Annotated in this window: 26 protein-coding genes, 1 tRNA gene and 1 pseudogene; 17 read left to right on the forward strand and 11 right to left on the reverse strand. The window is 68.3% G+C overall.

Annotated features, from left to right (window positions below; translation table 11 throughout):
• Positions 1–129, forward strand: a pseudogene (locus AB0B72_RS35575) (sugar phosphate isomerase/epimerase); the annotation flags it as partial.
• A 53-nt stretch (positions 130–182) separates the two neighbouring features.
• On the opposite strand, the gene aceE reads toward AB0B72_RS35575, so the two are convergent.
• A complete protein-coding gene (aceE, locus tag AB0B72_RS35580; protein WP_367743881.1) occupies positions 183–2,936 on the reverse strand; it encodes a pyruvate dehydrogenase (acetyl-transferring), homodimeric type in 2,754 nt (917 codons plus the stop codon).
• A 600-nt stretch (positions 2,937–3,536) separates the two neighbouring features.
• Between aceE and AB0B72_RS35585 the strand changes: the two genes are divergently transcribed.
• From AB0B72_RS35585 to AB0B72_RS35605, 5 genes are all read left to right on the forward strand, one after another.
• Positions 3,537–4,106: a hypothetical protein gene (locus AB0B72_RS35585; protein WP_367743882.1), complete on the forward strand. Its 570-nt coding sequence runs from the start codon at positions 3,537–3,539 to the stop codon at positions 4,104–4,106.
• A 111-nt stretch (positions 4,107–4,217) separates the two neighbouring features.
• Positions 4,218–4,763, forward strand: coding sequence for a hypothetical protein (locus AB0B72_RS35590; RefSeq protein ID WP_367743883.1), 546 nt, complete (start codon positions 4,218–4,220; stop codon positions 4,761–4,763).
• Positions 4,756–5,826: a peptidoglycan-binding protein gene (locus AB0B72_RS35595; RefSeq protein ID WP_367743884.1), complete on the forward strand. Its 1,071-nt coding sequence runs from the start codon at positions 4,756–4,758 to the stop codon at positions 5,824–5,826. The genes AB0B72_RS35590 and AB0B72_RS35595 overlap by 8 nt, the downstream gene beginning before the upstream one ends.
• Positions 5,827–5,833: 7 nt before the next feature.
• A complete protein-coding gene (locus tag AB0B72_RS35600; protein ID WP_367743885.1) occupies positions 5,834–6,577 on the forward strand; it encodes an ABC transporter ATP-binding protein in 744 nt (247 codons plus the stop codon).
• Positions 6,574–7,836 (forward strand): ABC transporter permease, encoded by a 1,263-nt coding sequence (locus AB0B72_RS35605; RefSeq protein WP_367743886.1) that lies wholly within the window; start codon positions 6,574–6,576, stop codon positions 7,834–7,836. Before AB0B72_RS35600 ends, AB0B72_RS35605 begins: the two co-directional genes overlap by 4 nt.
• A gap of 84 nt (positions 7,837–7,920) precedes the next feature.
• Here the strand turns inward: AB0B72_RS35605 and AB0B72_RS35610 are convergent, their stop codons facing one another.
• Both AB0B72_RS35610 and AB0B72_RS35615 read right to left on the reverse strand, forming a co-directional pair.
• A complete protein-coding gene (locus AB0B72_RS35610; protein WP_367743887.1) occupies positions 7,921–8,604 on the reverse strand; it encodes a response regulator in 684 nt (227 codons plus the stop codon).
• Positions 8,601–10,172: an ATP-binding protein gene (locus AB0B72_RS35615; RefSeq protein WP_367743888.1), complete on the reverse strand. Its 1,572-nt coding sequence runs from the start codon at positions 10,170–10,172 to the stop codon at positions 8,601–8,603. Before AB0B72_RS35615 ends, AB0B72_RS35610 begins: the two co-directional genes overlap by 4 nt.
• Positions 10,173–10,286: 114 nt before the next feature.
• On the opposite strand from AB0B72_RS35615, the gene AB0B72_RS35620 reads away from it, so the two are divergent.
• From AB0B72_RS35620 to AB0B72_RS35650, 7 genes are all read left to right on the forward strand, one after another.
• On the forward strand, positions 10,287–10,496 hold the full coding sequence (locus AB0B72_RS35620; protein ID WP_367743889.1) for a DUF1918 domain-containing protein: 210 nt from the start codon (positions 10,287–10,289) through the stop codon (positions 10,494–10,496).
• Between the two features lie 9 nt (positions 10,497–10,505).
• Positions 10,506–10,913 (forward strand): secondary thiamine-phosphate synthase enzyme YjbQ, encoded by a 408-nt coding sequence (locus tag AB0B72_RS35625; RefSeq protein WP_367743890.1) that lies wholly within the window; start codon positions 10,506–10,508, stop codon positions 10,911–10,913.
• A gap of 139 nt (positions 10,914–11,052) precedes the next feature.
• Positions 11,053–11,481 (forward strand): DUF3052 domain-containing protein, encoded by a 429-nt coding sequence (locus AB0B72_RS35630; protein ID WP_367743891.1) that lies wholly within the window; start codon positions 11,053–11,055, stop codon positions 11,479–11,481.
• A gap of 81 nt (positions 11,482–11,562) precedes the next feature.
• A complete protein-coding gene (locus AB0B72_RS35635; RefSeq protein WP_367743892.1) occupies positions 11,563–12,018 on the forward strand; it encodes a peroxiredoxin in 456 nt (151 codons plus the stop codon).
• A gap of 75 nt (positions 12,019–12,093) precedes the next feature.
• Positions 12,094–12,402 carry a hypothetical protein gene (locus tag AB0B72_RS35640; protein ID WP_367743893.1) on the forward strand — a complete coding sequence of 103 codons (309 nt, stop codon included), beginning with the start codon at positions 12,094–12,096 and terminating at the stop codon, positions 12,400–12,402.
• Entirely contained in the window at positions 12,399–13,373 is a 975-nt protein-coding gene (locus AB0B72_RS35645; RefSeq protein WP_367743894.1) for an ROK family protein, read from the forward strand. The genes AB0B72_RS35640 and AB0B72_RS35645 overlap by 4 nt, the downstream gene beginning before the upstream one ends.
• Positions 13,374–13,388: 15 nt before the next feature.
• Positions 13,389–13,460, forward strand: a tRNA-Val gene (locus AB0B72_RS35650).
• 59 nt (positions 13,461–13,519) lie between these two features.
• On the opposite strand, the gene xerC is transcribed toward AB0B72_RS35650, so the two are convergent.
• The 3 genes from xerC to AB0B72_RS35665 form a co-directional block, all read right to left on the reverse strand.
• Positions 13,520–14,569 carry a tyrosine recombinase XerC gene (gene xerC, locus AB0B72_RS35655; protein WP_367743895.1) on the reverse strand — a complete coding sequence of 350 codons (1,050 nt, stop codon included), beginning with the start codon at positions 14,567–14,569 and terminating at the stop codon, positions 13,520–13,522.
• A 104-nt stretch (positions 14,570–14,673) separates the two neighbouring features.
• Positions 14,674–14,880 (reverse strand): helix-turn-helix domain-containing protein, encoded by a 207-nt coding sequence (locus AB0B72_RS35660; RefSeq protein ID WP_367743896.1) that lies wholly within the window; start codon positions 14,878–14,880, stop codon positions 14,674–14,676.
• Positions 14,877–16,244 (reverse strand): replication initiator, encoded by a 1,368-nt coding sequence (locus AB0B72_RS35665; protein ID WP_367743897.1) that lies wholly within the window; start codon positions 16,242–16,244, stop codon positions 14,877–14,879. The genes AB0B72_RS35660 and AB0B72_RS35665 overlap by 4 nt, the downstream gene beginning before the upstream one ends.
• A gap of 108 nt (positions 16,245–16,352) precedes the next feature.
• On the opposite strand from AB0B72_RS35665, the gene AB0B72_RS35670 reads away from it, so the two are divergent.
• From AB0B72_RS35670 to AB0B72_RS35680, 3 genes are all read left to right on the forward strand, one after another.
• Positions 16,353–17,222, forward strand: coding sequence for a GntR family transcriptional regulator (locus tag AB0B72_RS35670; RefSeq protein ID WP_367743898.1), 870 nt, complete (start codon positions 16,353–16,355; stop codon positions 17,220–17,222).
• A 217-nt stretch (positions 17,223–17,439) separates the two neighbouring features.
• Positions 17,440–18,195, forward strand: a complete 756-nt coding sequence (locus tag AB0B72_RS35675; RefSeq protein WP_367743899.1) for a hypothetical protein — start codon at positions 17,440–17,442, stop codon at positions 18,193–18,195.
• Positions 18,192–19,790 (forward strand): hypothetical protein, encoded by a 1,599-nt coding sequence (locus tag AB0B72_RS35680; RefSeq protein ID WP_367743900.1) that lies wholly within the window; start codon positions 18,192–18,194, stop codon positions 19,788–19,790. The genes AB0B72_RS35675 and AB0B72_RS35680 overlap by 4 nt, the downstream gene beginning before the upstream one ends.
• A 1,008-nt stretch (positions 19,791–20,798) precedes the next feature.
• Here the strand turns inward: AB0B72_RS35680 and AB0B72_RS35685 are convergent.
• The 5 genes from AB0B72_RS35685 to AB0B72_RS35705 all read right to left on the reverse strand — a co-directional run bounded on the left by AB0B72_RS35685 (position 20,799) and on the right by AB0B72_RS35705 (position 26,069).
• The gene (locus tag AB0B72_RS35685; protein ID WP_367743901.1) at positions 20,799–21,968 is read right to left on the reverse strand and encodes a helix-turn-helix domain-containing protein; all 1,170 of its coding nucleotides are present in this window, start codon (positions 21,966–21,968) and stop codon (positions 20,799–20,801) included.
• Positions 21,969–22,055: 87 nt separating this feature from the next.
• Positions 22,056–23,516: a hypothetical protein gene (locus AB0B72_RS35690; RefSeq protein WP_367743902.1), complete on the reverse strand. Its 1,461-nt coding sequence runs from the start codon at positions 23,514–23,516 to the stop codon at positions 22,056–22,058.
• A gap of 304 nt (positions 23,517–23,820) precedes the next feature.
• On the reverse strand, positions 23,821–24,105 hold the full coding sequence (locus AB0B72_RS35695; protein WP_367743903.1) for a hypothetical protein: 285 nt from the start codon (positions 24,103–24,105) through the stop codon (positions 23,821–23,823).
• Positions 24,106–24,189: 84 nt separating this feature from the next.
• On the reverse strand, positions 24,190–24,849 hold the full coding sequence (locus tag AB0B72_RS35700; protein ID WP_367743904.1) for a response regulator: 660 nt from the start codon (positions 24,847–24,849) through the stop codon (positions 24,190–24,192).
• A complete protein-coding gene (locus tag AB0B72_RS35705) occupies positions 24,846–26,069 on the reverse strand; it encodes a sensor histidine kinase (RefSeq protein ID WP_367743934.1) in 1,224 nt (407 codons plus the stop codon). The genes AB0B72_RS35700 and AB0B72_RS35705 overlap by 4 nt, the downstream gene beginning before the upstream one ends.
• A gap of 202 nt (positions 26,070–26,271) precedes the next feature.
• Here AB0B72_RS35705 and AB0B72_RS35710 point away from each other — a divergent pair, with 202 nt between their 5' ends.
• A complete protein-coding gene (locus AB0B72_RS35710; RefSeq protein ID WP_367743905.1) occupies positions 26,272–26,904 on the forward strand; it encodes a hypothetical protein in 633 nt (210 codons plus the stop codon).
• Positions 26,905–26,925 lie beyond the last annotated feature (21 nt).

Raw genomic sequence — 26,925 nt, forward strand, 5'->3', positions numbered from 1 at the left:
ATCGAATGGGAGGACGCCGGGATGGACCGCCTGCACGGGGCACCGGAGGCCCTGGCCTACATCCGCGGCCTCAACGCCATCACCCCGCCCACCGCCTCCTTCGACGCCGCCTTCTCCTCCGAGGGCTGACACGTTACGCAAGCGGGGGCCGGGCGGTGATCCGCCCGGCCCCCGTACGCGTTTCAGACGCCCATCGACTGGGTGTCGTTCGTCTCCGGCGTGGACTGGATGGCGATCTCGGTCACGCCGTTCTTCAGGTGGTAGCGGGCGATGGCCTCCTGCAGCACCTCGACCTTGGCCTCGCCGCGCTTGACGAGCTGCGTGAGCACCGCCAGCGTGATGGAGGCCGCGTCCACGTGGAAGTGGCGGCGCAGCGCCGACCGGGTGTCCGACAGGCCGAACCCGTCGGTCCCCAGCGCGGCCCAGTCACCCGGCACCCACTGGGCGATCTGGTCGGGCACCGCGCGCATGTAGTCGCTCACGCCGACGAACGGCCCGGGCACCCCGGACAGCTTGCTCGTGACGTACGGCACGCGCGGCTCCACCTCGGGGTTGAGGAGGTTGTGCTCCTCGGCCGCGACCGCGTCCCGGCGCAGCTCGCTCCACGAGGTGGCCGACCATACGGAGGCGGAGACGTCCCAGTCCTCGGCGAGCATCCGCTGGGCCTCCAGGGCCCACGGGGCGGCGACGCCGGAGACCACGATGTTCGCCTTGGTGCCCTTGCCGTCTCCCGGCGCGAAGAGGTAGAGGCCCTTGAGGATCCCCTCGACGTCGACCCCCTCGGGCTCGGCCGGCTGCTGGTAGGGCTCGTTGTAGACGGTGAGGTAGTAGAAGATGTTCTCGGGGTTGTCCCCGTACATCCTCCGCAGGGCGTCCTTGACGATGTGCGCGATCTCGAACGCCCACGCCGGGTCGTAGGACACGGCGGCGGGGTTCGTCGAGGCGATCAGCGGGGTGTGGCCGTCCTCGTGCTGGAGACCCTCGCCGTTCAGCGTGGTGCGGCCGGCCGTCGCGCCGAGCAGGAAGCCGCGGCCCATCTGGTCGGCGAGCTGCCACATCTGGTCGGCGGTCCGCTGGAAGCCGAACATCGAGTAGAAGATGTAGACCGGGATCATGTGCTCGCCGTGCGTGGCGTACGAGCTGCCCGCCGCGATGACCGAGCCCATCGAACCGGCCTCGCTGATCCCCTCGTGCAGGATCTGGCCCTCGGTCGACTCCTTGTACGACAGGAGCAGCTCGCGGTCCACGGCCTCGTACGTCTGCCCGTGCGGCGAGTAGATCTTGGCGGTCGGGAACATCGCGTCCACACCGAACGTGCGCGCCTCGTCCGGGATGACCGGCACGAACCTGGCGCCGATCTCCTTGTCCTTGACGAGGTCCTTGAGCAGGCGGACGAACGCCATCGTGGTCGCCACGTTCTGCTTGCCGGAGCCCTTGCGCAGGCCGCTGTAGACCGCGTCGCCGGGGAGCTTGAGCGGCTTGGCCCGCACGACCCGCTTGGGGAGGTAGCCGCCGAGCGCCGCCCGGCGCTCCTTCATGTAGGCGATCTCCTCGTTGTCCTCACCGGGGTGGAAGTACGGCGGGAGGTCGGCCTCGAGATCCTTGTCGGGGATCGGGAGGTAGAGCCGGTCGCGGAAGTCCTTGAGCTCGGACTTGCTCATCTTCTTCATCTGGTGCGTGGCGTTGCGGGCCTCGAAGTCCTTGCCGAGCGTCCAGCCCTTGATCGTCTGGGCGAGGATGACGGTCGGCTGGCCGACGTGCTCACGGGCCGCCTTGAACGCCGCGTACACCTTGCGGTAGTCGTGGCCGCCGCGCGACAGCTTGCGGATGTCGTCGTCGCTCATGTGCTCGACCATCTTCCGCAGGCGCGGGTCGCCGCCGAAGAAGTTGTCGCGGATGTAGCCGCCCGACTCGACCGAGTAGGTCTGGAACTGGCCGTCGGGGGTGGTGTTCATCTGGTTGACCAGGACGCCGTCGACGTCGGCCGCGAGCAGCGGGTCCCAGTCGCGGCCCCAGACCACCTTGATGACGTTCCACCCGGCGCCGCGGAAGTACGACTCCAGCTCCTGGATGATCTTGCCGTTGCCGCGCACCGGGCCGTCGAGCCGCTGCAGGTTGCAGTTGATGACGAACGTGAGGTTGTCCAGCTCCTCGCGCGAGGCGACGCCGATCGCGCCGAGCGACTCGGGCTCGTCCATCTCGCCGTCGCCCAGGAAGCACCACACGTGGCTGCGGCTGGTGTCCTTGATCTGCCGGCTGAGCAGATAGCGGTTGAACCGCGCCTGGTAGATCGCGCCGATCGGGCCGAGGCCCATGGACACGGTGGGGAACTCCCAGAAGTCCGGCATCAGGCGCGGGTGGGGATAGGACGGCAGGCCCTTGATCCCGTGGGACAGCTCCTGGCGGAACGCGTCCAGCTCGCCGGCCGACAGGCGGCCCTCAAGGAAGGCGCGGGCGTAGATGCCCGGGGCGGCGTGGCCCTGGATGAAGACCTGGTCGCCCGACTCCCCGTGGTCCTTGCCGCGGAAGAAGTGGTTGAAGCCGACCTCGTACAGCGACGCCGCGGACGCGTAGGTGGCGATGTGCCCGCCCACGTTGGTCCGGGCGTTGGCACGGGTCACCATGACCGCGGCGTTCCACCGGATGTAGGCCCGGATGCGGCGCTCGACGTACTCGTCGCCGGGGAACCACGGCTCCCGCTCCGGGGGGATGGTGTTGATGTAGTCCGTGCTGCGCAGACCGGGCACGCCGACCTGGTGCTCCCGGGCGCGCTCAAGCAGCCGGAGCATCAGGTAGCGGGCGCGGCTGCGGCCCTCCGTCTTGATGACGTTGTCGAGCGATTCGAGCCACTCATGGGTCTCGCTCGGATCGACATCAGGCAACTGGCTGGGTAGGCCGTCACTGATGATCGAGAAACGCTGGCGTCCGGAAGCCACAGGGTCTCGCCTTCCGAGAATGGACTGGAGTCACGTCGGTCTGTTACGTCTGTTGCCTGCTGCGATGTGTTGCTGGTGGATCGCGTGTCTTGGTCGTCTTCCATCCTGGCTCGTCACCGCGGAAAGCGCATCTCTACTTCGTGGTAACCGTGCCGTCCCTGCTGGCAGCAGGGCCACATGGCGTAGACCACCGATGGTAGGACGATTTTCGCAGATGGCCCACTCCCGGAGGGAAGCGGGGTTCTTTCAACGGAGTGTAAGGAGGGCCGGCCCTCCGCCATAGCCTGCCCTACCCGGTCCCGTCACGCCTCACTCGGCCCCCGTCGCGGAAGCGTCGCTGTCGAAGGATACGGCGTGCCGGCCGCCGTACGGCCAGGGCGGGCAGGGGCGGCCAGGGGGCGGCGCGGAGCAGCCAGGGGGCGGCGTGGGGCGGCCAGGGGGCGAGGCGGAACGGCGAGGGACGGCCGGGGCGGCGCTCTCCCCCAGAGGGGGGATCCCCGCCCCCGCCGGCGCGCGATGCGGGCGCCGGGAGCCGGCACCAGCCTGAGGACACGGCTTCGCGGATCGCCGCGGAGCCGTCCACTCAGCAGGAAGGGTGCCGTGAAACGCATCACCGTCCTCCGCGGCCCGGGCCGCCACCGTCTGACCGCGGTGCTGCTCTCCGCCGCGCTCGGGCCGCCACTGGCGGCCTGCTCCGCGGCCGGACCGGCTCCGGCGGCATCCGGTAGCCTGGCCGCCACCGCCACCTTGGCCACCACCGGCGCCCAGCAGGGCGCCGCCTACCGCGAGCTGGCCCGCTGCTTCCGGGCCCATGGGGAGCCCGGCTTCCCCGATCCGGCGATCGACACGGCGTCCGGCCGGTGGAGCTGGCCCCACCGCGCGATCGCCGACCTGCCGAAGGCGGCGGTCGACGCCTGCCAGCCGATCATCCGCACGTTCCCGGGTGGCGAATGGCTGCCGGCCCAATCCACCGCTGACGTGGCGAGGCTCCGGCGGTTCGCCGCGTGCATGCGAGAGCACGGGCTCTCCGACTATCCGGACCCGGACGCGGACGGCGGTTTCTCGCTTCCCCGCCGCCTGCGCAATCTAGGGAAGGGCGGCATGTCGTCGCAGCTGCGCGCGTGCCGGCAGTTCATGCCGGGCGACTCGGGGACGGCGGCCGATGGCTGAACGCCCCATTCTGCGGGCCGCCGTCGCCGGGGCGGCCCCGCTGGAACTCGTGACCGGCCCCCATGCCGCACCCCGTCTACCGCGGCCGGACATCGGCCCCAAGGAGAGAACATGAAGACCCAGAGCGGCGTGAGCCGTTCCCGTGCCGCCGCGGTGCTGACGGCCGCCGTGCTCGCGATGCCGCTGGCGGCCTGCTCCGCCGGCGGCCCTACTCCGGCCGGCAGTCCCACCGCCGTTCCCAGCGGCGCGCAGCAGGTGTTCGCCGCCTACCGTGACGCCGTCCGCTGCCTGCGGTCCCACGGGATGCCCGGCTTCCCCGACCCGGTGATGGTGTCGGGCCAGCCGGAAGTCCCCGCGGACGCCCCCAAGCCGCCGCGCGCGGCGATCGACGCGTGCCAGGCGGAGATCCGCAAGCTGCCCGATGTCGGCAGGGACGCCCCGGCGACGGCCGCCGACATCGCGAAGCTCCGGCAGTTCGCCGCGTGCATGCGAGAGCACGGGCTGCCGGACTGGCCCGACCCGAACGCGCGCGGCGCCTTCCCGCTTCCCCGCCGCCTGTTCGATCTCGGGAAGCGGGGCTTTTTCTCGCAGATGCAGGCATGCAAGCCCCTCGCCCCCAAGGGGATCTCGATCCAGGATCCGGCGGGCAATGGCTGAGCGCGTCGTACTCAAAGCGGCCGTGACGGGGGCGGCCCTGCTGGGGATCGCCGTGGGCGGCCACGCCCTGCTGGCCGGCGGTCCCGCTCCGGCGGCCGCCGCCCCGCCCATCGTCACCGGCACCGCCCCTGTCGCCCGTACCGACGTCGAGGAGACCACCCAGGTCAACGGGACCCTGACGTACGACGGCTCGTTCACCGTGCAGGCCGCGGGCACCGGCCGGCTGACCCGGCTGCCGCGCGTCGGCTCCGTGGTCCGCCGGGGCCGGGCCGTCTTCGAGGCGGACGGGCGGAGGGTCCCCCTCCTGTACGGCTCCCGCCCGGCCTGGCGGCCCTTCGCCCTGGGGATGACGAACGGCGCCGACGTCCGGCAGCTCGAACGCAACCTCAAGGCACTCGGCTACGGCGGCTTCACCGTGGACTCCCATTTCGACCTGGGCACCTACTGGGCCGTCCGGAGCTGGCAGCGGCACCTGCGGCTGCCGGTGACGGGGAGCCTCCCGATCGGGAGCGTGGTGTTCCTCCCCGGCCCGTTGCGGGTGACCGGCCACGACGCGGCCCAGGGCGCGCCGGCGTCCGGCCAGATCCTGCACGGCAGCGGCCTCACCCCCGTCGTGTCGATCCAGCTCGACCCGGCCTCCGCCCCCGACGTCCGGCGGGGCGACCGGGTCACGGTCACGCTCCCGGACGGCCGCACCCGGCGGGGCCGGGTGGCCGAGGTGAGCGGCGTGGCGGTGACGAGCCCGGGAGGGCAGGGAGGGCAGGGGCAGCAGGAGCAGTCGTCCGTGCCGGCGACGATCCGGCTCGGCGGCAGGCCGCCGCGCCTGCTCGACCAGGCCCTGGTGCAGGTCGTCCTGACCACGGAACGGCGCCGGGGGGTGCTCGCCGTGCCGACCGTGGCGCTCCTGGCCCGCCCCGGCGGGTCGTTCGCGGTCGTCACGGTCTCCTCCGGCGGCCGCCGCACGACGGCGCCGGTCGAGACCGGCCTGTTCGACGAGATCGCCGGGGTCGTCGAGGTGACCGGGGTGCCCGAGGGGGCGCTGGTGGAGGTGCCAGCGCAATGACCGTGTCATGACGGCGTCCGGAACGGGCGTCCTGGAGCTGAACGACGTCCGGAAGGTCTACCCCGGCCCGGTCGAGCCCGTACGCGGCATCTCGCTCACGGTGGACGAGGGCGACATGGTGGCGATCCTCGGGCCGTCGGGGTCGGGCAAGTCCACCCTCCTGCACCTGATGGCCGCGCTCGACCGGCCCACCTCCGGTTCGGTACGGCTGGCCGGTCACGCGGTCGAGGGGCTGCCGGACCGCCGCCTGGCGGGGCTGCGCGCCCATCACGTCGGCGTGGTGTTCCAGCAGTTCTTCCTCATGGACCCGCTGACCGCGCTGGAGAACGTCGCCACCGGGCTGCTCTACCGGGGCGTCCCCGTACGGCGACGGCGCCACCTGGCGGCCGAGGCGCTGGAGCGGGTCGGCCTGGCACATCGCACCGGCCACCGGGCGGGGAAACTGTCGGGAGGGGAGCGGCAGCGGGTCGCCATCGCCCGGGCGCTCGTCGGCCGCCCGTCGATCCTCTTCGCGGACGAGCCGACCGGGAACCTCGACTCGGCCACCGGAGCCGGGATCATCGCGCTGCTGCGCGAGCTCAACGGCCAGGGGGCGACCCTCGTGATCGTCACCCACGACGCCGGCGTGGCGGGGGCCTGCCGGCGCCGCGTCGAGCTGCGCGACGGCCAGGTGGTCGCGACGTCGTCCGGCGCGCGGCAGGACGAGCCGGGCCGTGCCCCGGACGATCGGGAAGGGCGGTGGCCCAGGTGAGCGGCGTCAAGGACGGTGGCCGGATCCGGAGCGGTGACGGGACGGAGGCGGTGGCTGAGGCGGTGGCGGTCCCGCTGCCGAGGATGCGGGCGGCCGATCTGCTGCCGACCGGCACGCTGGGGCTGCGGACCCGGCGGGCCAGGGCGGTGCTGTCGGCGCTCGGGATCGCCATCGGGATCGCGGCCATCGTGGCGGTCCTGGGTGTGACGCGGTCCAGCCAGTCGGCCCTGCTCGGGCAGATCGACCGCCTCGGCACCAACCTGCTCACGGTCGCGAGCGGCAGGGGATTCGGCGACGCCGAGGCGAAGCTGCCGGTCGACGCGGCCCGGATGATCCGCCGTGTGGAGGGCGTGCTGCACGTCGCGCCGACCACCCAGCTGGCGGCGCTGAACGTCTACCGCAACCAGAAGATCCTCGGCGGTCAGACAGGCGGGCTCGCGGTCCGCGCCTGCGACCAGTCCCTGCTGGGCACCCTCGACGGGCGGGTGGGCCGGGGCCGGTTCCTCGACGCGGCGACCTCGTCCTACCCGGTCACCGTGCTCGGCTTCGAGGCGGCCCGCACGCTGGGGATCACCCGGGTCGACCAGGACACCCGGGTCTGGCTTGGTGGTCACTGGTTCGCCGTCGCGGGGATCCTCGACCCGCTCGTGCTGGCCCCGGAGATCGACCGGTCGGCGTTGGTGGGCTTCCCCGTGGCCGCCCGGATGCTCGGCTACGACGGCCATCCCAGCCGCCTGTACGTCCGGGCGGCCCAGGGCCGGGTGAACGACGTCTCCGGCCTGCTGGCCATGACCACCAGCCCGGCGCATCCCGAGGAGGCCGAGGTGAGCCGTCCCTCCGACGCGCTCACCGCCCGGATCGCCGTCGCCGAGTCGGGCGCCGCGCTGTTCCTCGGCCTCGGCGCGATCGCCCTGCTGGTCGGCGGCATCGGGATCGGCAACATCATGGTGATCTCGGTGCTGGAGCGGCGGGGGGAGATCGGGCTGCGGCGGGCGCTCGGCGCGCGGCGGCGGCACGTGGCGAGCCAGTTCATCACCGAGTCGCTCGTGCTCGCCGGCCTCGGAGGCGGCGCGGGAGTCGCCATCGGTTGCCTCGTCACCGCCGGGCTGGCCCGATCACGGGGATGGGACACCCTCATCCCCGTGGAGGCGCTGTGGGGCGGAGTCGCGACCGCCGTGGTGGTCGGCGCGCTCGCCGGGCTCTACCCGGCCCTCCGCGCGGCCGGGCTCGCCCCCACCGACGCCCTCAAGTCGATCTGAGGGCCCCGCACGGCCCGCGAAGCCGCCAGGCGGGCAGGGCGGGCCTCAGGGCCCGCCAGGAGCCCCGTGAAGGGCTGGAGGGGGTCAGCCGTCCAGGGCCTCGTCCAGGGGGACGAGGCCCTGCTGGAGCGCGAAGATGGCCGCCTGGGTCCGGTCCGCCAGGCCCAGCTTGGCCAGGATGCTCGACACGTGGGTCTTGACGGTCTCCCGCCCCATCCCGAGGGCGCGGGAGATCTCCGCGTTCGACCGGCCCCTGGCGAGCGCGGTGAGCACCTCCCGCTCCCTGGGCGTCAGCAGGTCGAGGGGCCGCTCGCGGTCGCCGTGCCGTACGCGCGAGATCAGGAGGGCGGCCACTCCCGGCTCCAGCACGCTCCCGCCGTGGGCCGCCTCCCGCACCGCTTCGACCACGCGGTCAACGGCCGTCGTCTTCGGCAGGTAGGACAGCGCGCCCAGCCGTACGGCCTCGACCACCCGCTCGTCCTCCAGGAACGACGTCAGCACGATCACCGCGGGCCGCGCCGGAGGCCGGCCCCCGTCATGATCGCCGCCCCGGGTGTCGCGCAGTCGGCGCAGCACGCCCAGGCCGTCCATGCCGGGCATGACCATGTCGAGCAGCACCACGTCGGGCCGCAGCGCGGGGATGACGGCGAGCGCCCGCTCACCGCTCGAACACTCGCCGACCACCTCGATCCCCTCCTCCTGTTCGAGGACGAACCGCAGGCCGTGCCGTACGACCTCGTGGTCGTCGACGACGAGGACGCGGATCATCGGGGCGGCTCCTCGCCGGCCCCCGGCGCGCTCTCCCACCGCGCCGGGGGGAGGGGCAGGCGGGCCGTCACCGTCGTGCCGTCACCCGGCTCCGTGGACAGCCTCAGACTGCCGCCCAGCTCCCGCACGCGCTCACGCATCATCGTCAGCCCCATTCCGTGACCGGCGGCGGCGGAGGCGGGATCGAAACCCTCGCCGTCGTCGCGCACCTCCACGGTCACCGCGTCCCCGGTACGGCGCAGCCGTACCTCGACCAGCTCCGGCTCGGCGTGCTTGATCGCGTTGCCGATCGACTCCTGGACGAGCCTCAGCACGGCGTGTTCGACGGCCGGGGGCAAGGTGACCTCGTCGAGCACGGCGTCGACCCGGATGCCCAGCCGGGACTCGTACGCGCGGCACAGCTCGTGCAGGGCGGGCACCAGCCCCGCGTCCTCAAGGGCGACGGGACGCAGCTCCAGCAGCAGCGCCTGCATCTCGCGCATGGCGCGGGCGGCGGTGCGTTCCATCGAGTCGGCCTGGGGCCGCAGGGTCTGCGGCGCCGCGCGGCGCATGCCCGCCGCGAGCAGGCTGAGCGAGAACAGGTCCTGCGAGATCGAGTCGTGCAGCTCCCGGGCGATCCTCGCCCGCTCGGCCTGCCGGGCGTCCGCCTCGGCCAGGAGCCGCTCCGCGGCGACCGAGCCGCTGAGCCGCTCGGTCATCGCGTTGAACGACTCCTCCAGCCGGCCGACCTCGTCCCCCGGCGTCACGGGCACCCGCGGGCGGAAGTCGCCCTGGGAGACGGCTCCGGTCACCGCGGCCAGCCGCTGGACCCTGCCGATCAGCCGCCGGGTGCTGAGCATGCCGAACAGCAGCCCGACCGGCAGGACGAGGCTCAGCGCGAGCACTCCGGGCAGCAGCAGGGGATAGAGGGAGGACGAGGTGCCCGGGGGGGCGGCGTAGCCGAGGGGCGCCTGGACGAAGACGTACGCCGCCGTGGTGAACCCCTCCCCGCGTGACGGGTCCTTCCCGGCCTTGCCCCCTGTGCTCGCGCCTTTCGCCGGGGCCTGGCCTCCGCCGGGCATCCCGGTGGAGGAGAACAGGACGGGGCTCACCCACCACATCGCCTTCCCCGCCGGAGTCTTGCCCGTGTTGCCGCCGCTCGACAGGGGGACCGGGAGGACGGAGCCGGTGGCGTAGACGTCCTGCGCCGAACTGCCGATCACCTGGCCCCGGCGGTCGGCGAGCACCTCGATCGGCCGCCCGCTCCTGCCGGTGCCCGTCTTGCTGATCATGACACCGCTGTCGTCGCCGAGAGGCGTGCCACTCAGGGAGATCGCGTCACCGGAGTCCCTCGCCGCCATGACCAGCAGCTCCTCCACGGGGACGCCGGGAGACAGGGCGGCGAGCTTGGTGAGCGTGAGGCTGAGCACCTTGGCGTCCCGGCCGGCCTGGTCCTGGAGGCGGGACTGGAGGTCGGATCCGCTGACGAGGGACGGCACGTAGAGCCCGAGAAGCACGGCCTCCACGGCCAGCACTGCGGCCGCGGTGACCATGACATACGAGGCGGCCATCCGCCTCCTGAGCCCCATGCGCGCAGCGTAACCTTTTGGTATGCATTGTCCCTCCCTCTGTGGAGGGAGGGGTTTCTCCTCTTTCCAGGTGGCGATAGGCGTACCAGGCTCGGGAGAGAGGGAGGGATCGAGATGCAGGCAGCGGTGGGCGACCGGCTCGTGGTTCACGGCGCCGTAGTGGGGGAGCACGACCGGCAGGGCGAGATCATCGAGGTCCGCGGCCCCGGCGGCGGGCCGCCCTTCATGGTCCGCTTCGACGACGGGCACGAGGGCCTGGTGTTCCCGGGTCCGGACGCGGTCGTGATTCCAGCTCACAGTGGAGCGGCCCGGGGCGGCTCGTAATATCACGGTGTGAAATCGACGATGATCGAGGTGCGTACCGGATCGCGCGAACGGGTGCACGACATCACACGGGAGTGCGCGGACTTCGCGCGGCGCTGCGGGGGAGACGGGCTGCTGCACGTCTTCGTGCCGCACGCCACCGCGGGAGTGGCGCTGATCGAGCTCGGCTCGGGGAGCGACGACGACCTGCTGGCCGCGCTCGGGGACGTCCTGCCCGCCGACGACCGGTGGCGGCATGCCCATGGTTCACGGGGACATGGGAGGTCGCATGTCATGCCCGCCCTCGTCCCGCCGTACGCGACGGTGCCCGTGCTCGACGGCAAGCTGGCCCTGGGGACCTGGCAGTCGGTCGCCCTGGTCGATCTCAACGTCGACAACCCGGACAGACATGTCCGTTTGTCTTTTTTGTCCGATTAGGAGATAACGGTGCGGGTCACCCGCCGTGGCGACCGTTGACGACGATGGGTCACAGCGTGTGGACTGTGCCGAAGCATGGCTCTCAGGGAGCCGGACAGCCGCATATTCAGGCGGGGTCACCCAAGCAGGAGGGATGAACGTGAGCGCGACCGCGGGTCAGGCGCAGGGCGAGCGCGGCCTGGCCGAACGACTCGGCCTCAGAGCCGGTCAGGTGGTGCAGGAGGTCGGCTGGGACGAGGACTGCGACGAGGCGCTGCGCCAGTCCATCGAGGAGCTGACCGGCAACGAGATGGTGGACGAGGACGTCGACGACGTCGTCGACGTGGTGCTGCTGTGGTGGCGCGACGGGGACGGCGACCTGTTCGACGCCCTCAGCGACGCGATGACCGCACTCGCCGACGGAGGCCAGATCTGGCTGCTGACCCCCAAGGCGGGTCGCGACGGCCACGTCGAGCCCAGCGACATCGGTGAGGACGCGGCGACCGCCGGGCTGTCCCAGACGAGCAGCGTGAGCGCGGCGCGGGACTGGTCGGGGACGCGGCTCGTCGCCCCCAAGGCCCGCCGCTGAGCGTTGCCCTGCCGTACGGTGCGGCATTGCCGTACGGCAGGATTATGGGCGGAATCACCGGATCGCCGGGGAGGGCAGCTCATGGCGGTTGAGGTCGGACAGCGGGCTCCGGACTTCGAGCTCAAGGACCAGCACGGCGCCCCCGTGAGGCTCTCCGACCACCGGGGCGGAAAGGTGCTGCTCATCTTCTACCCGCTGGCGTTCAGCCCCGTCTGCCACGGCGAGCTGGCCGCGATCCGGGACGGGTTCGCCGGCACCGTGCCCCCGGACGTGCGGGTTCTCACCATCTCCGTCGACTCCATGTTCAGCCACCGCGCCTGGGCCGACCAGGAGGGCTTCTCGTTCCCGCTGCTCTCGGACTTCTGGCCACACGGTGAGGTCGCGCGGGCGTACGGTGTCTTCGACGAGGAGAAGGGCCTCGCGCTGCGAGGCACGTTCATCATCGACGGCGACGGCATCGTCCGCTGGAAGGTCGTCAACACGATCGGAACGGCGAGAGACCTCGACGAGTACCGGAAGGCGCTCGCCGGAATCTGATCGTTAGACCGCCCTCTCGTGGGCACTGACATATCCCTGTCCGCCACCTGTCCTCATTGCCCATTGGAGGCCACGATGCCTTGCTACCGGTGCGGGGCCAGGCAGACCGATCCCGTCCGCGGCGCCAGCCCGTGGAAGCGGGGAGTGCGCCAGGAGGCGCAGGTCCTGGTCTGCCCGGACTGCCAGCGTGAGCACGACATCGATCTCGACACCTGCGCCTCGTGCGGCTCCATCGCCCTCATCTGCAGGCTCGGCGAGGTCGAGTGCCGCTCCTGCGGTTCCGTACGGCTCGCGCGGTCGTGCGACTCGCTGGTGCCGGCCGGCGCGCCCGGCCTGGCGGCCGAGGTCGAAGCCGCTCTCAACCGCGTCCTCGGCCGTTCGTGACCGTGACGTACGTCGTCGGGCTCGACGTGGGCGGCACCTCCATGAAGGGCGGCCTGGTCACCCGGCACGGTGAGGTGACCTCCCTGGAGGGCCGGCCCACCGGCAGGGAGAACGGCCCGGAGGCCGTCGTGGCGGCCGTCCGCGCCTACGCCGGCGAGCTGGCCGCGCTCGGAACGGCCCGCTTCGGCACGCCGCCCACCGGGGTCGGCCTGGCCGTACCGGGGATCGTGACGTCGACGAGGGCGCTGTACTCGACGAACATCGGCTGGCGCGACGTGCCCGCCGCCGCGTTGGTGCCGCCCGGCGTCCCGGCCCGGCTCGGGCACGACGTACGCACCGGGGGGCTGGCCGAGAGCCTCTTCGGCGCGGGCCGAGACGCCGGCGACTTCCTGTTCCTCCCCATCGGCACCGGCATCGCGGGCGCGGTCGTGATCGGTGGAGAGCCGTACGGCGGGGCCCAGGGCTGGGGCGGCGAGATCGGCCACGCGCCCGTCTGGCCGGCGGGGGAGAAGTGCGCCTGCGGCCAGATCGGCTGCCTGGAGACCTACGCCTCGGCCTCGGCGCTCGCGCGGCGGTTCGAGGCGCGATCAGGGCTTGTTGCGACGGCGAAGGACGTGGTGGCCCTCGCGGCCGGCGGCGACCCGGTGGCACGGAAGGTCTTCGACGAGGCGATCGAGGCCCTCGCCATCGCCCTGGCGTCGTACGTGCTCCTGCTGGACCCCTCGCTGATCGTCATCGGCGGCGGCCTGTCCGAGGCGGGCCCGGCGCTGCTCGATCCCCTCGGCTCACGCCTGGCGGCGCGCCTGGCCTTCCGGGAGCCGCCGCCGCTGCGCCAGGCGGCGCTCGGCGTGCACGCGGGCATGCTCGGCGCGGCGGTGCTCGGCTGGCAGGCCGCGGGAGTGGGCGACGCGGGACGCGACTGGTCGCTCGATGTGCCGCTCGATGTGCTGAAAGGCGGCACCGTGTCGTAGGGTGTATTCCCGTCCGGGCGGTTAGCTCAGCGGTAGAGCACTCGCCTTACAAGCGAGGGGTCACTGGTTCGAACCCAGTACCGCCCACCTGCGAAAACTCACCTTAGGCGATCTTGTTTCTACGGCCTGAGTGACTAAGTGAGTGACTATGCCTCGAAGAGGCTGTCCATTTTCGCGGCCCCCTGCATGAGGACCGGGCGGATCTGCTTGCGGTAGACGGTCTCGGTGACCACGGTGTTGCGGTGGCCGACGAGGCGGGAGATGTCCTCGATCGGGACACCGGAGTCGGACAGCAGCGAGACGAAGCTGTGCCGCATCTCGCGCGGAGACCAGTCCTTACCGCCAAGGTCGGCGCCGTCGAGGGACTTGCGGAAGTCGCGTCGTACGTTGTGCGCGGTGAGCGCCGTGCCGTTCTTCGTGCGGAAGACGAGGTCGTACTCGCTGGAGGTCTGCTCGTCGGCCAGGGCGTGAAGGGCGTCTACACAGAGGCGGGGGAGCTTGAGGGACCTCCGCGACTTGACGGTCTTGGTATCGCCCTTCTGCCGGACTGAGCGCCAGACGTGGATTGCGAACTCCTCGTGCTCCCAGCCGGCTTCGGCGACGGGGACCCACGCTTGCCGCTTGGTGTCGTAGGCGACGACGTGTGGCCAGGTGAGGGCGCGAAGCTCCTCGGTCCGGGCGCCGATCAGCAGCGAGAGCACGATGTACGCCCGCATGCGTGGGTTGGCCTTGGCCGCCTCGTCGAGGATGGCCTGAGCCTGTGCCATCGTGAGTGCCTTGGACGGACGACCGGCGCGCCCTTCGGGGATCTCGCAGAGATCGACGACGTTCCGCTTCACCTTGTCGCGGCGCATCGCGCTCCTGACCGCCCGGTTCAGGATGCCGTGGATCAGTTTGAGCGAGCGCGTGCTGAGTTCTCCTTTCCTGCTCGTCAGCCACGCGTCCACGTCTTCGACGGACAGGTCTCGCAGCTTGCGCGCGCCGAGTGCTGGGATGACGTGAGTCTGAGCGAAGGTGGTGTACATCCGGACCGTGCTCGGGGACCGGCCGCCCAGGCCGTGAGCGAGCCAGTACGTGACGGCATCGCTCACGGTGTAGTTGGTCGGGGCGATGGCCAGCCCGTCCTCGTGGTCGCGGACGATCTCTTTGAGTTTGCTCTTGGCTTCGGTCTTGGTCTTGCCGCTGGCCTTCTTCACGATGCGTTTCCCCGCAGGGGAGTAGCCCAGTGTCACCGAGGCGATCCAGCGTTGCCGTTGTTCGTCCTAGTGGAGGCCGCCGTCTCCTTTGCTGCGTCTGGTGGTCATGATGCCTTTCGTGCCTCCTGTTCGAGTAGGCCGATGTAGTCGTCGATGGCCAAGGCCGGGATGAGCCGGGTACGGCCCTGGCGGACCGAGCGCAGCCGCCCTGATCGGATGAGTTCGTAGATCACGCTGCGGCTCAGGCTGAGCAGGCGCATGGCGTCGGGGATGCGGGAGAGCCGCCGGTCGGCGGGTGGGGGTGGGGTCATTTGGTCTCGCGTTCTGTCGCGATGTGCCGGGCGGTCTGGACGCGCTGGCGGATGTGTTCGGCCATGAGCGCTTCGCCGGGGGTGTGGCCGATCCCGGTCAGGCGCCAGTGGCCGAGCTTGAGGGAGTAGGCGCGGCTCTTGCTGGAGAAGTGGCTCCGGAAGCCCAGCATGTGCGCCCAGGGCCGTAGCCGAAGGTCGGCGAACTCCGAGCGTCCGCCGAGGTCCCAGCAGGTGCGGATCATGCGCCGGGCGTACTCGGTGACCGGGAGCGCGTCCAGGTGGAGGCCAGGTTTGAGCCCAGTGCCCTGGCAGCGACCGCAGGAGGCGATCAGGGTGCGCCGTCCGCGACCGCCGCAGGCCGGGCACGACAGGCGGTGATCGACGGTGCCGGAGGCTTCGGCGCCTTTGGTGGCGTACTTGGCGATGTAGCCGGCCACCGCCCGTTCGCTGAGCCCTTCGGCGTTTGCGTCGAGGAGGATGGGCCGGATGTCGAGCTGGTCACCCCAGGTCAGCTCCCGTTGGCCGAGGTTGCTTGCGGGGGAGGTGAGGCGGACGCGGGCAATCGCTGGGGGGACGGCCCGTGTGAGCAGGTGGTGATCGGCCCAGGGGGGAGGGGGCTCGTGGGCTCCCGCTGGGCCGTCGAGGCGGATGACCGCGTGGAAGTGGACCAGGCCGCGCCGCTGGTACTCGGCGACCTTGGCGAAGGAGACCCGTACCTGTTCGCCGAAGGCGCGGCGGCTCCTCCCGACCTGGGCGGCCAGCTCTTGGCGCATGGCCAGGGTGAAGCGGTGCCACAGCGCGCCCGCGTGTGCCTGCCACAGGACCGCCCCGATGTAGTCGTAGCAGTCCGGGCAGATGGGCTGTCCGAGCCGGTCATCGCGTGGCTCATGCCGGGTATGGCAGCCGACCGGGCGCCCGTGCTCGCATACCTTGGTGCGCTTGCGGGGACGGCAGACGCGTCCCTCGTGGTGGGAGTGGACCGGGCCGAAGGACGGCGCGGTGAGCGTGACGAAGGCTCGCGGGTGGGCGCTGACCGTTTCCGGGACGCCCTTGCCGCCCGATAGGCCAGCGCGGATCAGGTGGAAGGTGTCGGCCCGGTAGACCTCCGAGCAGGCCGGGCACACTGAGGCGCGCCGGTTGCCGCAGGCCACCAGCAGCCGGCCGCCGGGTTCGTCTGCGGTGGTGTAGGTGTGGAGGACCTCGCCGGTGCCCGCGTCCACGATGGCCGACTCGCTGGCCAGGTGGATCGGATGGGCGCAGCCGCCGGTGGCGGCCACCATCGAGCGCCACCGGTCGTAGCCGGGTGCGTTGATGACCCGGACGAGGTCGATCATCCAGTCGGGGTGTTCGTCGTCAGCGTTCATGATCTACCACCTCCTCGGTCGTATCACTACCTGTAGTACATGTTGACTTACGTTGCCTTGCTCGTCAACCTGTAGTACAAGTTGTGATGAGGAAAGTGAGGGAACCGCATGGAGACCGAAGAGAAGGACGCCCGGTGGCGCATCATCGCCACCGATCTACGCGCCGCCATCCTTGACGGCCGCTACTCGCCCGGCGGGGCACTCCCGAGCGAACCAGAGCTGGTCAGGAAGTACGAGGTCTCCCGCCCCACCGTGCGCAAGGCCATCGACACGCTTGTCTCCGAGGGCTTGGCTTATGTCATGCGCGGACGCGGCTCGTTCGTCCGTCCCATGCCCGAGCGGCGCGCAATCATCATCACAGACAGGGACCGGCCGGACCTGGCCGCGCCTGGCAACCATCCCGATGTGCAGGAGTTCGGCTGGGATTTGGCCATGAAGGATGTCGAGCCCGAGGCCCCGCTGTTCACCGACGAGAAGATCAGCGCCAACCGCGACATCGCGATCATGCTTGGCGTCCGGCCCGGACACCCGGTTATCCATCGCCGCAGCATGTGGTACCGAGGCCACACCGCACGTATCCACGGTGCGTCAGCCCGGCTGGAGATCAACTCCTATACGAACGCCGACATGCTCCCCGACTGGGACGACCCCAAGCGCTACCACCAGTACCGCAAGCGTTCCGGCTTCTTCTACCAGTCACTCATCCGCGAGCACGGCCCCGTCCGATGGATGACGTTGACCACGGCCCGCATCGCCTACGAAGACGAGCGCGCCCTACTGGCCATGGACTACGCCGAGGCCCTGTTGATCGTCCGGCGGACCATGGCCCACGCCAACGGCCGCCCCATCGAGGTCACCGAGGTCAAAGCCCCCGCCAACCGCTACGAGATCGGCCACCACACCGAACTCGCCGACGACCCCGCCGCCGACCTCACCCCGCAGGAGCTCAGCGACAACGGCATCGACCTCGTGATCTAGAACCCGCCGTTTTGGGTGGCTCAGAATTTCTTTACTGGTTCAAGGCGACCCGCCTGCGGCGGTTCGCTGCGCGCCGGGCGGCCAGCCGGCCGGGCATGCGGCTCTCCGGCCGGTCCCGGCCGGCGCCGCCGGGGCGCGACTGACGTAGGAAAGCCGGCTCAATCCTCTGCAGAGAAGCACAGGACAGATAGCACAAGCAGTGCTAAATTTGGCCTTCGTGACGGAGCGAATCGCTGCAAACGCGCACAGTGTTCAGGTGACCATGCTGAAGCTACATAAGGCTTGCATGGATCATATCGAACAAGCGGCGAAGTCAGTAGAGCAGGAGATAAACAGAGTATTGCATCTAGAGGCCGACTTTGCTGTGTGGCTGCATGTCCTGGGCGAGCGTCCAGAAGTGCAGCAGTTGCGATCCGCTCATCAGGACTTTGGGCTCGCATTCTATGCCGCTATGAGCGGTCTGTATCGCCAAGCATTTTCGAGCCTAAGGTCATTTCTCGAAGTGACGGCAGGTGCCGCTTATCTAAGTTCCCTAGAGTTCAAGCGACGCCAGTGGATCAATGGCAAGCTTGATATAAGCTGGTCGGCAATCATCTCCAGCGAAGATGGGATATATTCAACCGCCTTTCTTTGGGAGTTCTGTCCAGAGGCAATTCCTGAACAAGGAGAGATGGTCGCCAGTCTGAAAAACTCGTATCGGAGATGTTCGGAATACATTCATGGCAATGTTGCGGCATCTCAAATGCTTCCTCCGGATATCTCATTCAAAGAGGAGCTGATGAAAGAGTGGTTATCGGTTGCGGCGTCCATCCTTGGTTCGATGATTCATTGCTTCATGGTCAGGTACTATAAGGATCTGAGTAAGTTCCAGAAACAGGCCGTTGAGGCCTCGCTTGAGGATCATTTCTCACACTTAGCTTCAATCCGAACGCTGTTGGGTCTACCCGTGGAGAAGGAAAGGTCGGAGGCGTGAGCGAGCTTAACTTCCGGACAGAAGACCTCACCCTTGAAGAGGTCGGCGACTATTTCGTAGAGACCAGCATGGATCGGCAGACGATCGACAAGCTGAAGAGCAAGAAAACGGTGGTCTTGCAAGGTGCGAGAGGCGTTGGTAAGTCTTTCCTTCTGAAGGTGGCCCAAAAGGAAATAGATGACTCATTCCCTGACTCGCGGATCCTTGCTGTTTATGTAACTTTCAACAAGGCGGGATTGCTTCAGACCTCTAATCCCGAGCGATTCAAGCATTGGATGCTGGCAAAGATCTGCAACAGGGTGATTCGCGAGGCGCGTAAGAAGGGAGCGCTTCACCAACGAAGCACTATTTTTGCCACGTTGTCACGGGACGGGACCGACGAAGGAACTCAGATCCGCCTGCAGAAGTTAGAGGAGGAGTTGGAGGACGCTTGGAAGAACGAGGTTGCATTATCTGAAATTGACTCTGGAATCGATCCAGAAGTGATCAAGGACGCAGTAGAGGACCTATGCCTTCAGACCAAGGTCAAGAGGGTCGTTCTTCTGGTGGATGAAGCCGCGCATGTCTTCATTCCGGAGCAGCAACGGCAATTCTTCACTCTGATGCGAGATCTTCGTAGTCCTTATCTCTCAGTCAAGGCGGCGGTCTATCCTGGTGTTACCTACTTCGGTGACTCCTTCCAGTTGAGCCACGATGCGGAACTGATCAATGTCAATCGAGATATTCTAGATTCAGAATATCTGAACGCTATGCGCGAGATAGTGCTTCGCCAGGATCCGAGCCTGCTTGCTCAGGTGAAGAAGAATGGGGAAGTGTTTGACGCTCTAGCGTTCGCGGCCAGCGGCAATCCGCGGACCCTTCTCAAGACGGTTTCCGCAGCCTCTCCTCTAAATACTAGTAACGCCCAGCGCGTCATGAGGGAGTACTACCGCGAGACAATTTGGAGTGAGCACTCTGCGCTAGCCGACCGCTATGTAGGCCACCGCGCCGTGATCGACTGGGGAAGGGAGTTCCTGCAGGCTCACGTCATCCCGTCGATGCGAGCGAGGCAGCGACAAAGCGAGGGACCCGACAGTCGCGTATTTCTCTGGATTCACCGAGACGCGCCAGCTGCGGTCAAAGAGGCCCTGCGGCTCCTCTGCTACAGTGGCATCCTTCATGAGGCTGGCAGCGGTCTCGTAGCTACTCGTGGCCTAATCGGAACTCGCTACATGCTAAACATTGGCACCAGGACAGGCACAGAGCCGGAGCCCGTGTCCGCCACCACCTGGCTACGCAAAAATATCTCTATCAAGCGAATGATGGAGTTCGGCGCCAATCATGATCTGTATGAAGGGATCGCTCGACTTGACGTCGACAAAATGGACGAAGAGAGGCGGGAATTTCTTAAGTCCCAACTGCATCGCTCTGTCGATCAGTTGGATATGACTGCTTTCTCCAGGGGGGTACTCAAGCAGCTCGGATTCACTACTGTCGGAAAAATCCTAGCGGCTTCCGAGAGCGACTTTCAACAGGCCAAGTGGGTGGGGCCTGTGCGGTCGCGACAAATGATGAATATCGCTACTACTGCTGTCCTGGAATATCTGTCCGGCTGAATCACCTTTGAGGTGCCGACCTGACTGGTCCGACACCGACACCTCTTCCCTGCCCCCGCTACCTCAGTATTCGTGCCCCTCTGTCGGTGTCAACGCCGTCTGTTGCTGTTGGGCACAAGGTGCGGTAGAGGTCGTTGGTGGATGGACACGCGAAGACGGCATTGACACCTCGGTCGGGCCACGATGTCGGCAGCTATCGGGGGCAGGGGAAGTGTGGCCAGGTCTGTCGGTGCTCCTGGCTCTCGATGACGCAAATCTCGGAAGTGGGTGGCTAACGTGCCTCGCCCGAGAGTAAGGCAGCCCAGACGCCACGTGCCTGGCGGAGTGGCCAGCGGTGGGTCTCCTTGATTTCATGTTGGGGCTCAGACTGGAGGGTGCTGCGGATGAAGGCTTGGCCGCCGGCCTGGCATAGCTCATAGATTGTCGCCCGGCAGTCGCAGGTCCAAGCTAGAACTCGGGCGCGTCCGAACCTGTAGAACGGTTCGTGCCAAGCCAGCTCGAGGTGCCCTCGCTGAGCCAAAGGCACATGCGGAGCCAGACACTTGTCAGAGGCGATCACGATGCGCTGTTCGTCAGCAGGGCGGACAGCGGATGATGCTGGCGGAGATCCTTGTATCGGACGGCGATTCGGCGAGCGGTCGTAACCGGGTCGTCGACTGGACCGAACGCGTAGACCCACCGCTGCGTGCGGGCGGACTTACGCCCCGACCACCAGCGGTAGCACCGGCCATCCGTCCAGACAACCAGTTCGACCCACACAGACACCAAGGCGAGCCCATATCCCTCGTGGACGTCAGTCCGTATGCCGAGAGCCGCCAATTCATCGCTCAATCGCTCAGCGGCTAGTGATGGCGTTGTGGGCGTTTTCCTTCTTGCGTTGATGGGGTGGAATCCCGTCATGGCCGGATGCATGTTGCAACGCTATGAGCGGGCACAATAGCCGGGAAGTGCGATTTCGTGTCACTTCCTGATGCCTGCAAACGGAAGTGACACGAGCGGTGTCACAACTTAGTAATCAAGCCGTACGAAGTCTGCGAGGTCGCGCATTTCGCCAGTGAGCGTACGCCGCCTGCCGATAATTCCCTTGAGGATGTCTCGGGCGTATCGCTGGTTAGTCATCCACTCCGGGGCATCACGTCGAACACCTTGCAAGATGTCAAAGGCCTCGCTGCGCCGGTGCATCCGGCGGTGCGCCTCGGCCACGTCGAGGAGATGGCGATTCCGGTTGTTGGAGGTGGGCCGCAGGTCCGTAACCGGGATCGACTGCGAGAGCTGGAGGACCTTGTCCGGCCGATCCTCGATCATGGCGTTCTCCACGCGCTTCATGGCGACGGTGATCGGGCCGAATGTGCGCAAGAAGTCCTCGTCCGGTGTCAGGTCGCGTCCCATGGCGACGGCCGCGGTTCGCGCAAGACGGATCGTGTCATCGGCCTCACCGGGCCGGTTGTCCCGGATGGCGGCGGCGGAAGAGCGAAGCAGCAGCCAGCCCCAGGCGGACAACTGGTGTGGCGTTGCACGAGAGATTCTCGGCTCCACGTCGTCTGCCCACTGTGTGGCCATCTGGCGAGCTTCGTCGAGTCGCCCTTGGCGTAGGAGAAGCCAGCAATGGGTGCTGACTGTCGCCGCCGCGTCCAGCGGGTCGTTCATGTCGTCCATGGCCCGCGACAGCGCGAACTCGGCCTCGTCGAACTGGCGGGTCTGGGTCATCAGCCAGCCGACAAGGTGCAGCAGCCTGCCTCGTACGTGGCGCGCAGACGGGTCCGTCTCTATCAGGGCATCGGCGTCCCGAAGCATCAGCGGCAGCATGGCCGCGATCTGCGAATAGCGATCCTGCTTCCACAGCGGCATCGACGCTTCCAGGGCTGAGCCCAGTCCTTCTCGGGTCGGCGCCTCTGAGGGCGGACCCTCGAGGCCGTAAAGCGTCCGCCGTACCGGCCCCCACAGGTCGAGAGTCTGCTCGTCGGCTGGCTCCGCGTCGTGCCGGATCATCAGCGAGGTTGTCGGCACCTTGAGGGCAACCGCGATCCTGCGCAGCGTTTCCAGACGCACGTCTCTCCGTGCGTCCTGCTCAAGCTTCCGGATGAGCGAGGCGGACACGCCGGCAAGGTCGGCGAGGCCCTGCTGAGTCAGGCCCCGGCGCTTCCGGACGCTGCGGATGCGTTCGCCTATCGTGGCCATGAATCCATGCTAAAGACGGCGTGCTAAAGCGTCGCGTGATCTCGAATCCTGCCCCTCAGAACATGGAGAGGAGGGCGCGCGAGCGTCTCAGCCTGCTGGCGCGTCAAGGCCGGGCTTTCCCCCGTGAACATCGAGGAAGTCGCGGCCGAGGATCAGAGACTCCACGCCGGGTGTCCCCCCGACTGCCCGCAATTCGTGTGGGCCGTCGAAGGCATCGGCCCGCAGTCGGAACCGGCTCACATTATCGATCGTGAGAGCACGGAGCTGCCAAGGCCGATTGGGGGAGTCCTGTTCAGGATGGGCTAGAACTATGACGGCGACGGGGTCTTGCGGCGTCTCATGACGGGTGCGTGCGACCGTGTACTTGGCGAGCCGGAGCTCGCCCTGTGGGGACAGGTCGAGATCCGATGCCGTAACGAGGCGCGGGTGCTTCGCCTCTGGTGTGGTGATTCCTTCGCTCCATGCTTTGGTGGTGTCCGGGAGTCGCTCCTCGCGGGTGACACGACGTAGTTCACCGGTGAACCAGGGTGCCAGGGCGGAGCCACCCTTCTTGATCCAGGTTTCGATCAGGTTGTGGAATGCCTTCTCGCGGCGACTACCTCGGAGGGCGCCTGCGGCCAGGATGTCCGCCCCCGCGCCGGCGAGTGCGCTCGCGAGCAACCGCACGGGGATCCGATCGGCGAGGTGGGCATAGCGGACCATGCGGATCTCCAGCATCACACTGTGCAAAATCCTGGCGGCGACCAGGACGGCGCCCTCTGGGTATGGTCGCCGTCGTTCAGGTGTGCGGCGGGTTTGTTCCTCACGGGGTGGGGTCTTTCGGTCGGCGGTCCGGCCGGCAGTGGAAAGATGCCAGGACCGGTCATCGGGGTTCGCGGCGCCGCTGGTCGCGCGTAGCTCTCCGCTCGCGCCGACGCCAATCACTATCCCCTCCGCCTCGCTATGTAGGGCGATTCCCTCCCGGTCGGCGGAGTCAAAGCGTACATCGGTGACATCCTCCAGCCACAGGTTCAACCTGAGCGGTTCTCCCGCCTGTTGGCCAGCTTCATAGCGGCGCGGGGCGGCCAGTACGAGTGACCCATTCAACCGAGTGCCGACACGTTCGAGCATTAGGGTGCGGACCTCGGCGGCGGCCAGGTCATAGTCGGTTCCGAGTTCGAGTGCAGTTTCGGCGGTAAGCCGGCTGAACGTCGGCCTCACCCGCCCCAGATAGTCCCTTAGGTGTGGAGTTTCCGGAACCGATGGCGGCAGGAAGCGCTCCAGCGGGTGCCCTGCCATCTCGGCCTGCTCGACCATCCAGCTTCGCCGCTTCGATCCGAGATCGGCCATCCATGCGAGGGCAGCGCGGGCACGCCGTTCCCGCCCGACGGAGGTGAAGGCGGTCGCAGCATGGAACAGAGGGAAGGTGTTGTTGTCCCACACGTCCGCGACCTTGTAGATCGCTTGCCGGTCGTACGTCCGCCCGTCTGCTGACGCTTCCGTGATCTGTACGAGCGACCTATCCAGCAGCGAGCCGAGGGCGCCCAGCGCCGTCCCACTTCTGATCATCTCAGCGAGGTATCACGTTCGATGTTCACCATGCAGTTGTACAGGTGAAGGGCTGGTGCGGCATGGCCATGGCAAAGATAAGATCAGCGCCAACGACGTACCCTTGGAGCACTGTCCACGCATGCGGAGGCGTTGAAGATGCCTCGCGGTTGATCGGAGGCCTGGTCGTCCTGAGTGACTATCTGGGTGACAATCGCTGTGGACGAGCCCGGATGTCGGTGGACAACGGTGGACCGTACGCCCACGTCAGGGCGGGTTCCGGTGCTGGTCCCGCCCCTTCCTGGGTTGACTTACAAGCGAGGGGTCACTGGTTCGAACCCAGTACCGCCCACCTGCGAAAAGAGCCCTGCCTCCGGTCATCCGGATCTCTGAGCGGCTTCGGGAGCGGGCGCAATTCCTTCAAATTGTTCAGGTCGTCGTCTTCCAAGGTGTCCATGAGCGGACGGCCCAAAGCCGGACCGGCCTTGGCCAGCCTGTCGATGACACCAAGGTTGCGGTGTAGGGGCTGGTTTCGCAGAACGTGATGTTCGGCTGCGCCGACCGGCCACCTCGCCACCACTCGGCCGCCGCAGCGGACGTCGCCGGTCAACGCGGACAGGATCGGCTGGATGTCGCGGACACCTCGCGGGTTGATCCTCTTCGGCGCAGTGGTGCGTCTGGTGCATGGCCGTGGTCAGCGGCCGGGGTGGACGAGGCCGCATTCGTAGGCGAAGACTACGGCCTGGACTCGGTCGCGGAGACCCAGCTTGGCGAGGATGCGGGTCACGTGGGTTTTGACCGTTGGCCCGCTAAGGTAAAGCTCGGCGGCGATCTCTCCGTTGGAGCAGCCTCGGGCGATGAGCCTCAGTACCTCGAGTTCCCGCGGGGTCAGCGTCTTGAGCCCGGCTGGGCGGTCAGAGCCCGGCCGGGGGCGGCGGACGTAATCCTCGATCATTCGCCGTGTGATCTCTGGTGCCAGTAGTGCCTCGCCCGCGGCGACCGTACGGACGGCCCCGGCCAGCTCGCGCGGCGGTGCACTCTTGAGCAGGAAGCCGCTCGCCCCCGCCCGTAGCGCCTGGTAAACGTACTCATCCTCATCGAATGTCGTGAGTATGAGGATGCGCGCCCGGCAGGTGCCGCCGTTCAGCAGGTGGAGTGTCGCCTCGATGCCGTCCAGGCGCGGCATACGGATGTCCATGAGGATGACGTCGGGCTGCAGCACGGACCCCCGGTCAATGGCCTCGATGCCGTCGACCGCCTCGCCAACCACCTCGATATCGTCTTGACCCTCCAGAATCGAGCGGAAGCCGCCGCGTACGAGGGCTTGGTCGTCGACGAGCAGGACCCTGATCATCGCTGGCCCGCCTCCAGCGGCAACTGTGCCGTCACGGTAAAGCCACCGCCGGGCGTGCCCGCTGTCTCAAGCGAGCCACCATAGAGCCCGACCCGTTCCCGCATGCCGATCAGGCCGTGCCCGACGCGGTTGGTGTCGGCTCCGCCCGACCCGCCTGTTCTCCCGGTGTCGCGGATGCTTACCTGTACGGACTGATCGTCGTAGTGCAACCTGACGTGCGCGGTGGTCGGCGCGGCGTGTTTCAGCACGTTGGTGAGCGCCTCCTGCACGATCCGGTAGACGGTCAGGTCCACGCCGGGTGGGAGCGGAAGGCTCGAACCCTCCACTGTGAGCTCGACCGGCAGGCCGATCGCGGCCATGTGGTCGACCAGTTCGGCCAGGTCGGCCGCGCCCGGCTGCGGCTTGAGCGCGAGCTTGGCCCGTTCCCCGCGCAGCAGGCCGAGCATGCGCCCGAGTTCACCGACGGCCTGCCGTCCGGTTTCCTGGATCGAACGCAGCGGTGCTCGCGCCTTCTGCGGGTCGCGGTCGAGCAGGTCCTCGGCGGCGCCCGCTTGGACCACCATGACGCTGACGCAGTGGGCCACGATGTCGTGCAGCTCGCGCGCGATGCGGGCGCGCTCGTCGGCAAGCGCGACCAGGATCGCTTCCTCACGCTCGGCCTCCAGTTGCCGGGTCCGGGCGCGGTCGTCGGAGTGGCTACGGGCGCGGGCACGCAGCACCCGGCCGGCGACGAAGCACACCGCCAGCGGCACCGCGATGAACGGGATGTTGCCGACGGTGCCGGACTCCGGATTGCGCAGGAAGACTACGACCAAGCCGACGCCGACGGCCGCTACGCCGATGAAGGCCCGCGCCGACACACTGTGCCGGGCCACCGAGTAGGTGGCGACCAGGATGGGCAGGAAGTCGCCCCACAGTGTGACCGTCAGCGGAGTCGCCAGCATCGGCCCGGCGATCGCGACCGCGAGAATCACGGCCGTGGCGAGCGGCGTCACCCGGCGCAACGCCAGAATCGAGGTCGCCACAAGCGTGCAGACGACCACGGCCGGCATCGGGCCGTACGGCGTCGAGTTGTCGAGATGGAACGCAAGATCGGCCTGGGCGAAGCCGGTGATCACAAGGGCGAGCAGCGCGTCGGGGAGCAGCTCGGCCGACCTGTGCCGCAGCCACGCACGCGCCGGCGACTCCACCCGGGTCCGGACCGGGTTTGTCACGTCCATCACACCCGCAAGTTACTGCGGGCGCGCTCGCGTGGCGTCATCCGCAGGTCGCATTTCCGGCAGCGAGGTTCGGGACCGAGGTATGAACCGGCGCCGACCCCGGTACGACGACGCCGCGGGTGCGCAGGACCGACGCTGAGGACGCGCCGCCGACGGACGGCATCGCGCACAGCGCCTGGCGCTGCAAACCATGGAGGAGACCATGACCGTGAACGTGAGACGCCTCGCCGGATGGGCGCTCATCATCGGCACGATCGTCGCGGAGGTGGGCTACCTCGCCGCCAACCTGCTCGCGCCGGGCAGCGGCGACGAGGTGTTCCGGTACCAGAACTGGGCTCTGTTCGAGGGGATCGCGTTGGTCGGGGACGTCATCGTCGCACTGGGGCTGCCGGTGATCCTGACCTTCGCCGGGCGTGCGCCGAAGCTGCACATCGTCGGCTACGTCGGCATATTCGCCGCGCTGATGATGCTCAACATCGGCGAGGGCACCACTGAGGCGTTCGTCAAGCCCTATCTGGTCGGCCACGGCGGCATCCCCGCACAGGAGCCGGCGGGCTTCGCGGTCTTCGAGGGTGTCGCGCTCCTGGCGCTGGTCGTCGGCTCGATCTGCCTCGGCATCGCTGTGCTGAGGGCGCGGATGCTGCCGTGGTGGATCGGGATCGCGTTGATCGTCTCGTGCCTCCTCGGCGCCCTCGGGCTGCCCGGAGCCTGGTTCCTGGTGCCCGACGGCGTCTTCTTCGCGGCGCTGTTCGCCATCGGCACCTTCGCCCTGCGGGGGCGGCCGCACCGTACCCCCGCGACGGTCGGACAGGAGGCTGTCAGCGCCCAGGGATGATCTTCTCGTCCCGCCGTGGGG

The sequence above is a fragment of the Microbispora sp. NPDC049125 genome (assembly GCF_040802045.1).
Lineage (GTDB): Bacteria > Actinomycetota > Actinomycetes > Streptosporangiales > Streptosporangiaceae > Microbispora.

Excerpts from the sequence above, each read along its gene's own strand:
- AB0B72_RS35705 (WP_367743934.1), bottom strand. The coding sequence starts at position 26,069 with ATGGACGTGACAAACCCGGTCCGGACCCGGGTGGAGTCGCCGGCGCGT.
- AB0B72_RS35635 (WP_367743892.1), top strand. The coding sequence starts at position 11,563 with ATGGCGGTTGAGGTCGGACAGCGGGCTCCGGACTTCGAGCTCAAGGAC.
- AB0B72_RS35710 (WP_367743905.1), top strand. The coding sequence starts at position 26,272 with ATGACCGTGAACGTGAGACGCCTCGCCGGATGGGCGCTCATCATCGGC.
- AB0B72_RS35665 (WP_367743897.1), bottom strand. The coding sequence starts at position 16,244 with ATGAACGCTGACGACGAACACCCCGACTGGATGATCGACCTCGTCCGG.
- AB0B72_RS35640 (WP_367743893.1), top strand. The coding sequence starts at position 12,094 with ATGCCTTGCTACCGGTGCGGGGCCAGGCAGACCGATCCCGTCCGCGGC.
- AB0B72_RS35690 (WP_367743902.1), bottom strand. The coding sequence starts at position 23,516 with ATGATCAGAAGTGGGACGGCGCTGGGCGCCCTCGGCTCGCTGCTGGAT.
- AB0B72_RS35620 (WP_367743889.1), top strand. The coding sequence starts at position 10,287 with ATGCAGGCAGCGGTGGGCGACCGGCTCGTGGTTCACGGCGCCGTAGTG.
- AB0B72_RS35685 (WP_367743901.1), bottom strand. The coding sequence starts at position 21,968 with ATGGCCACGATAGGCGAACGCATCCGCAGCGTCCGGAAGCGCCGGGGC.
- AB0B72_RS35660 (WP_367743896.1), bottom strand. The coding sequence starts at position 14,880 with ATGACCCCACCCCCACCCGCCGACCGGCGGCTCTCCCGCATCCCCGAC.
- AB0B72_RS35590 (WP_367743883.1), top strand. The coding sequence starts at position 4,218 with ATGAAGACCCAGAGCGGCGTGAGCCGTTCCCGTGCCGCCGCGGTGCTG.
- AB0B72_RS35610 (WP_367743887.1), bottom strand. The coding sequence starts at position 8,604 with ATGATCCGCGTCCTCGTCGTCGACGACCACGAGGTCGTACGGCACGGC.
- AB0B72_RS35700 (WP_367743904.1), bottom strand. The coding sequence starts at position 24,849 with ATGATCAGGGTCCTGCTCGTCGACGACCAAGCCCTCGTACGCGGCGGC.
- AB0B72_RS35600 (WP_367743885.1), top strand. The coding sequence starts at position 5,834 with ATGACGGCGTCCGGAACGGGCGTCCTGGAGCTGAACGACGTCCGGAAG.
- AB0B72_RS35615 (WP_367743888.1), bottom strand. The coding sequence starts at position 10,172 with ATGGGGCTCAGGAGGCGGATGGCCGCCTCGTATGTCATGGTCACCGCG.
- AB0B72_RS35595 (WP_367743884.1), top strand. The coding sequence starts at position 4,756 with ATGGCTGAGCGCGTCGTACTCAAAGCGGCCGTGACGGGGGCGGCCCTG.
- AB0B72_RS35670 (WP_367743898.1), top strand. The coding sequence starts at position 16,353 with ATGGAGACCGAAGAGAAGGACGCCCGGTGGCGCATCATCGCCACCGAT.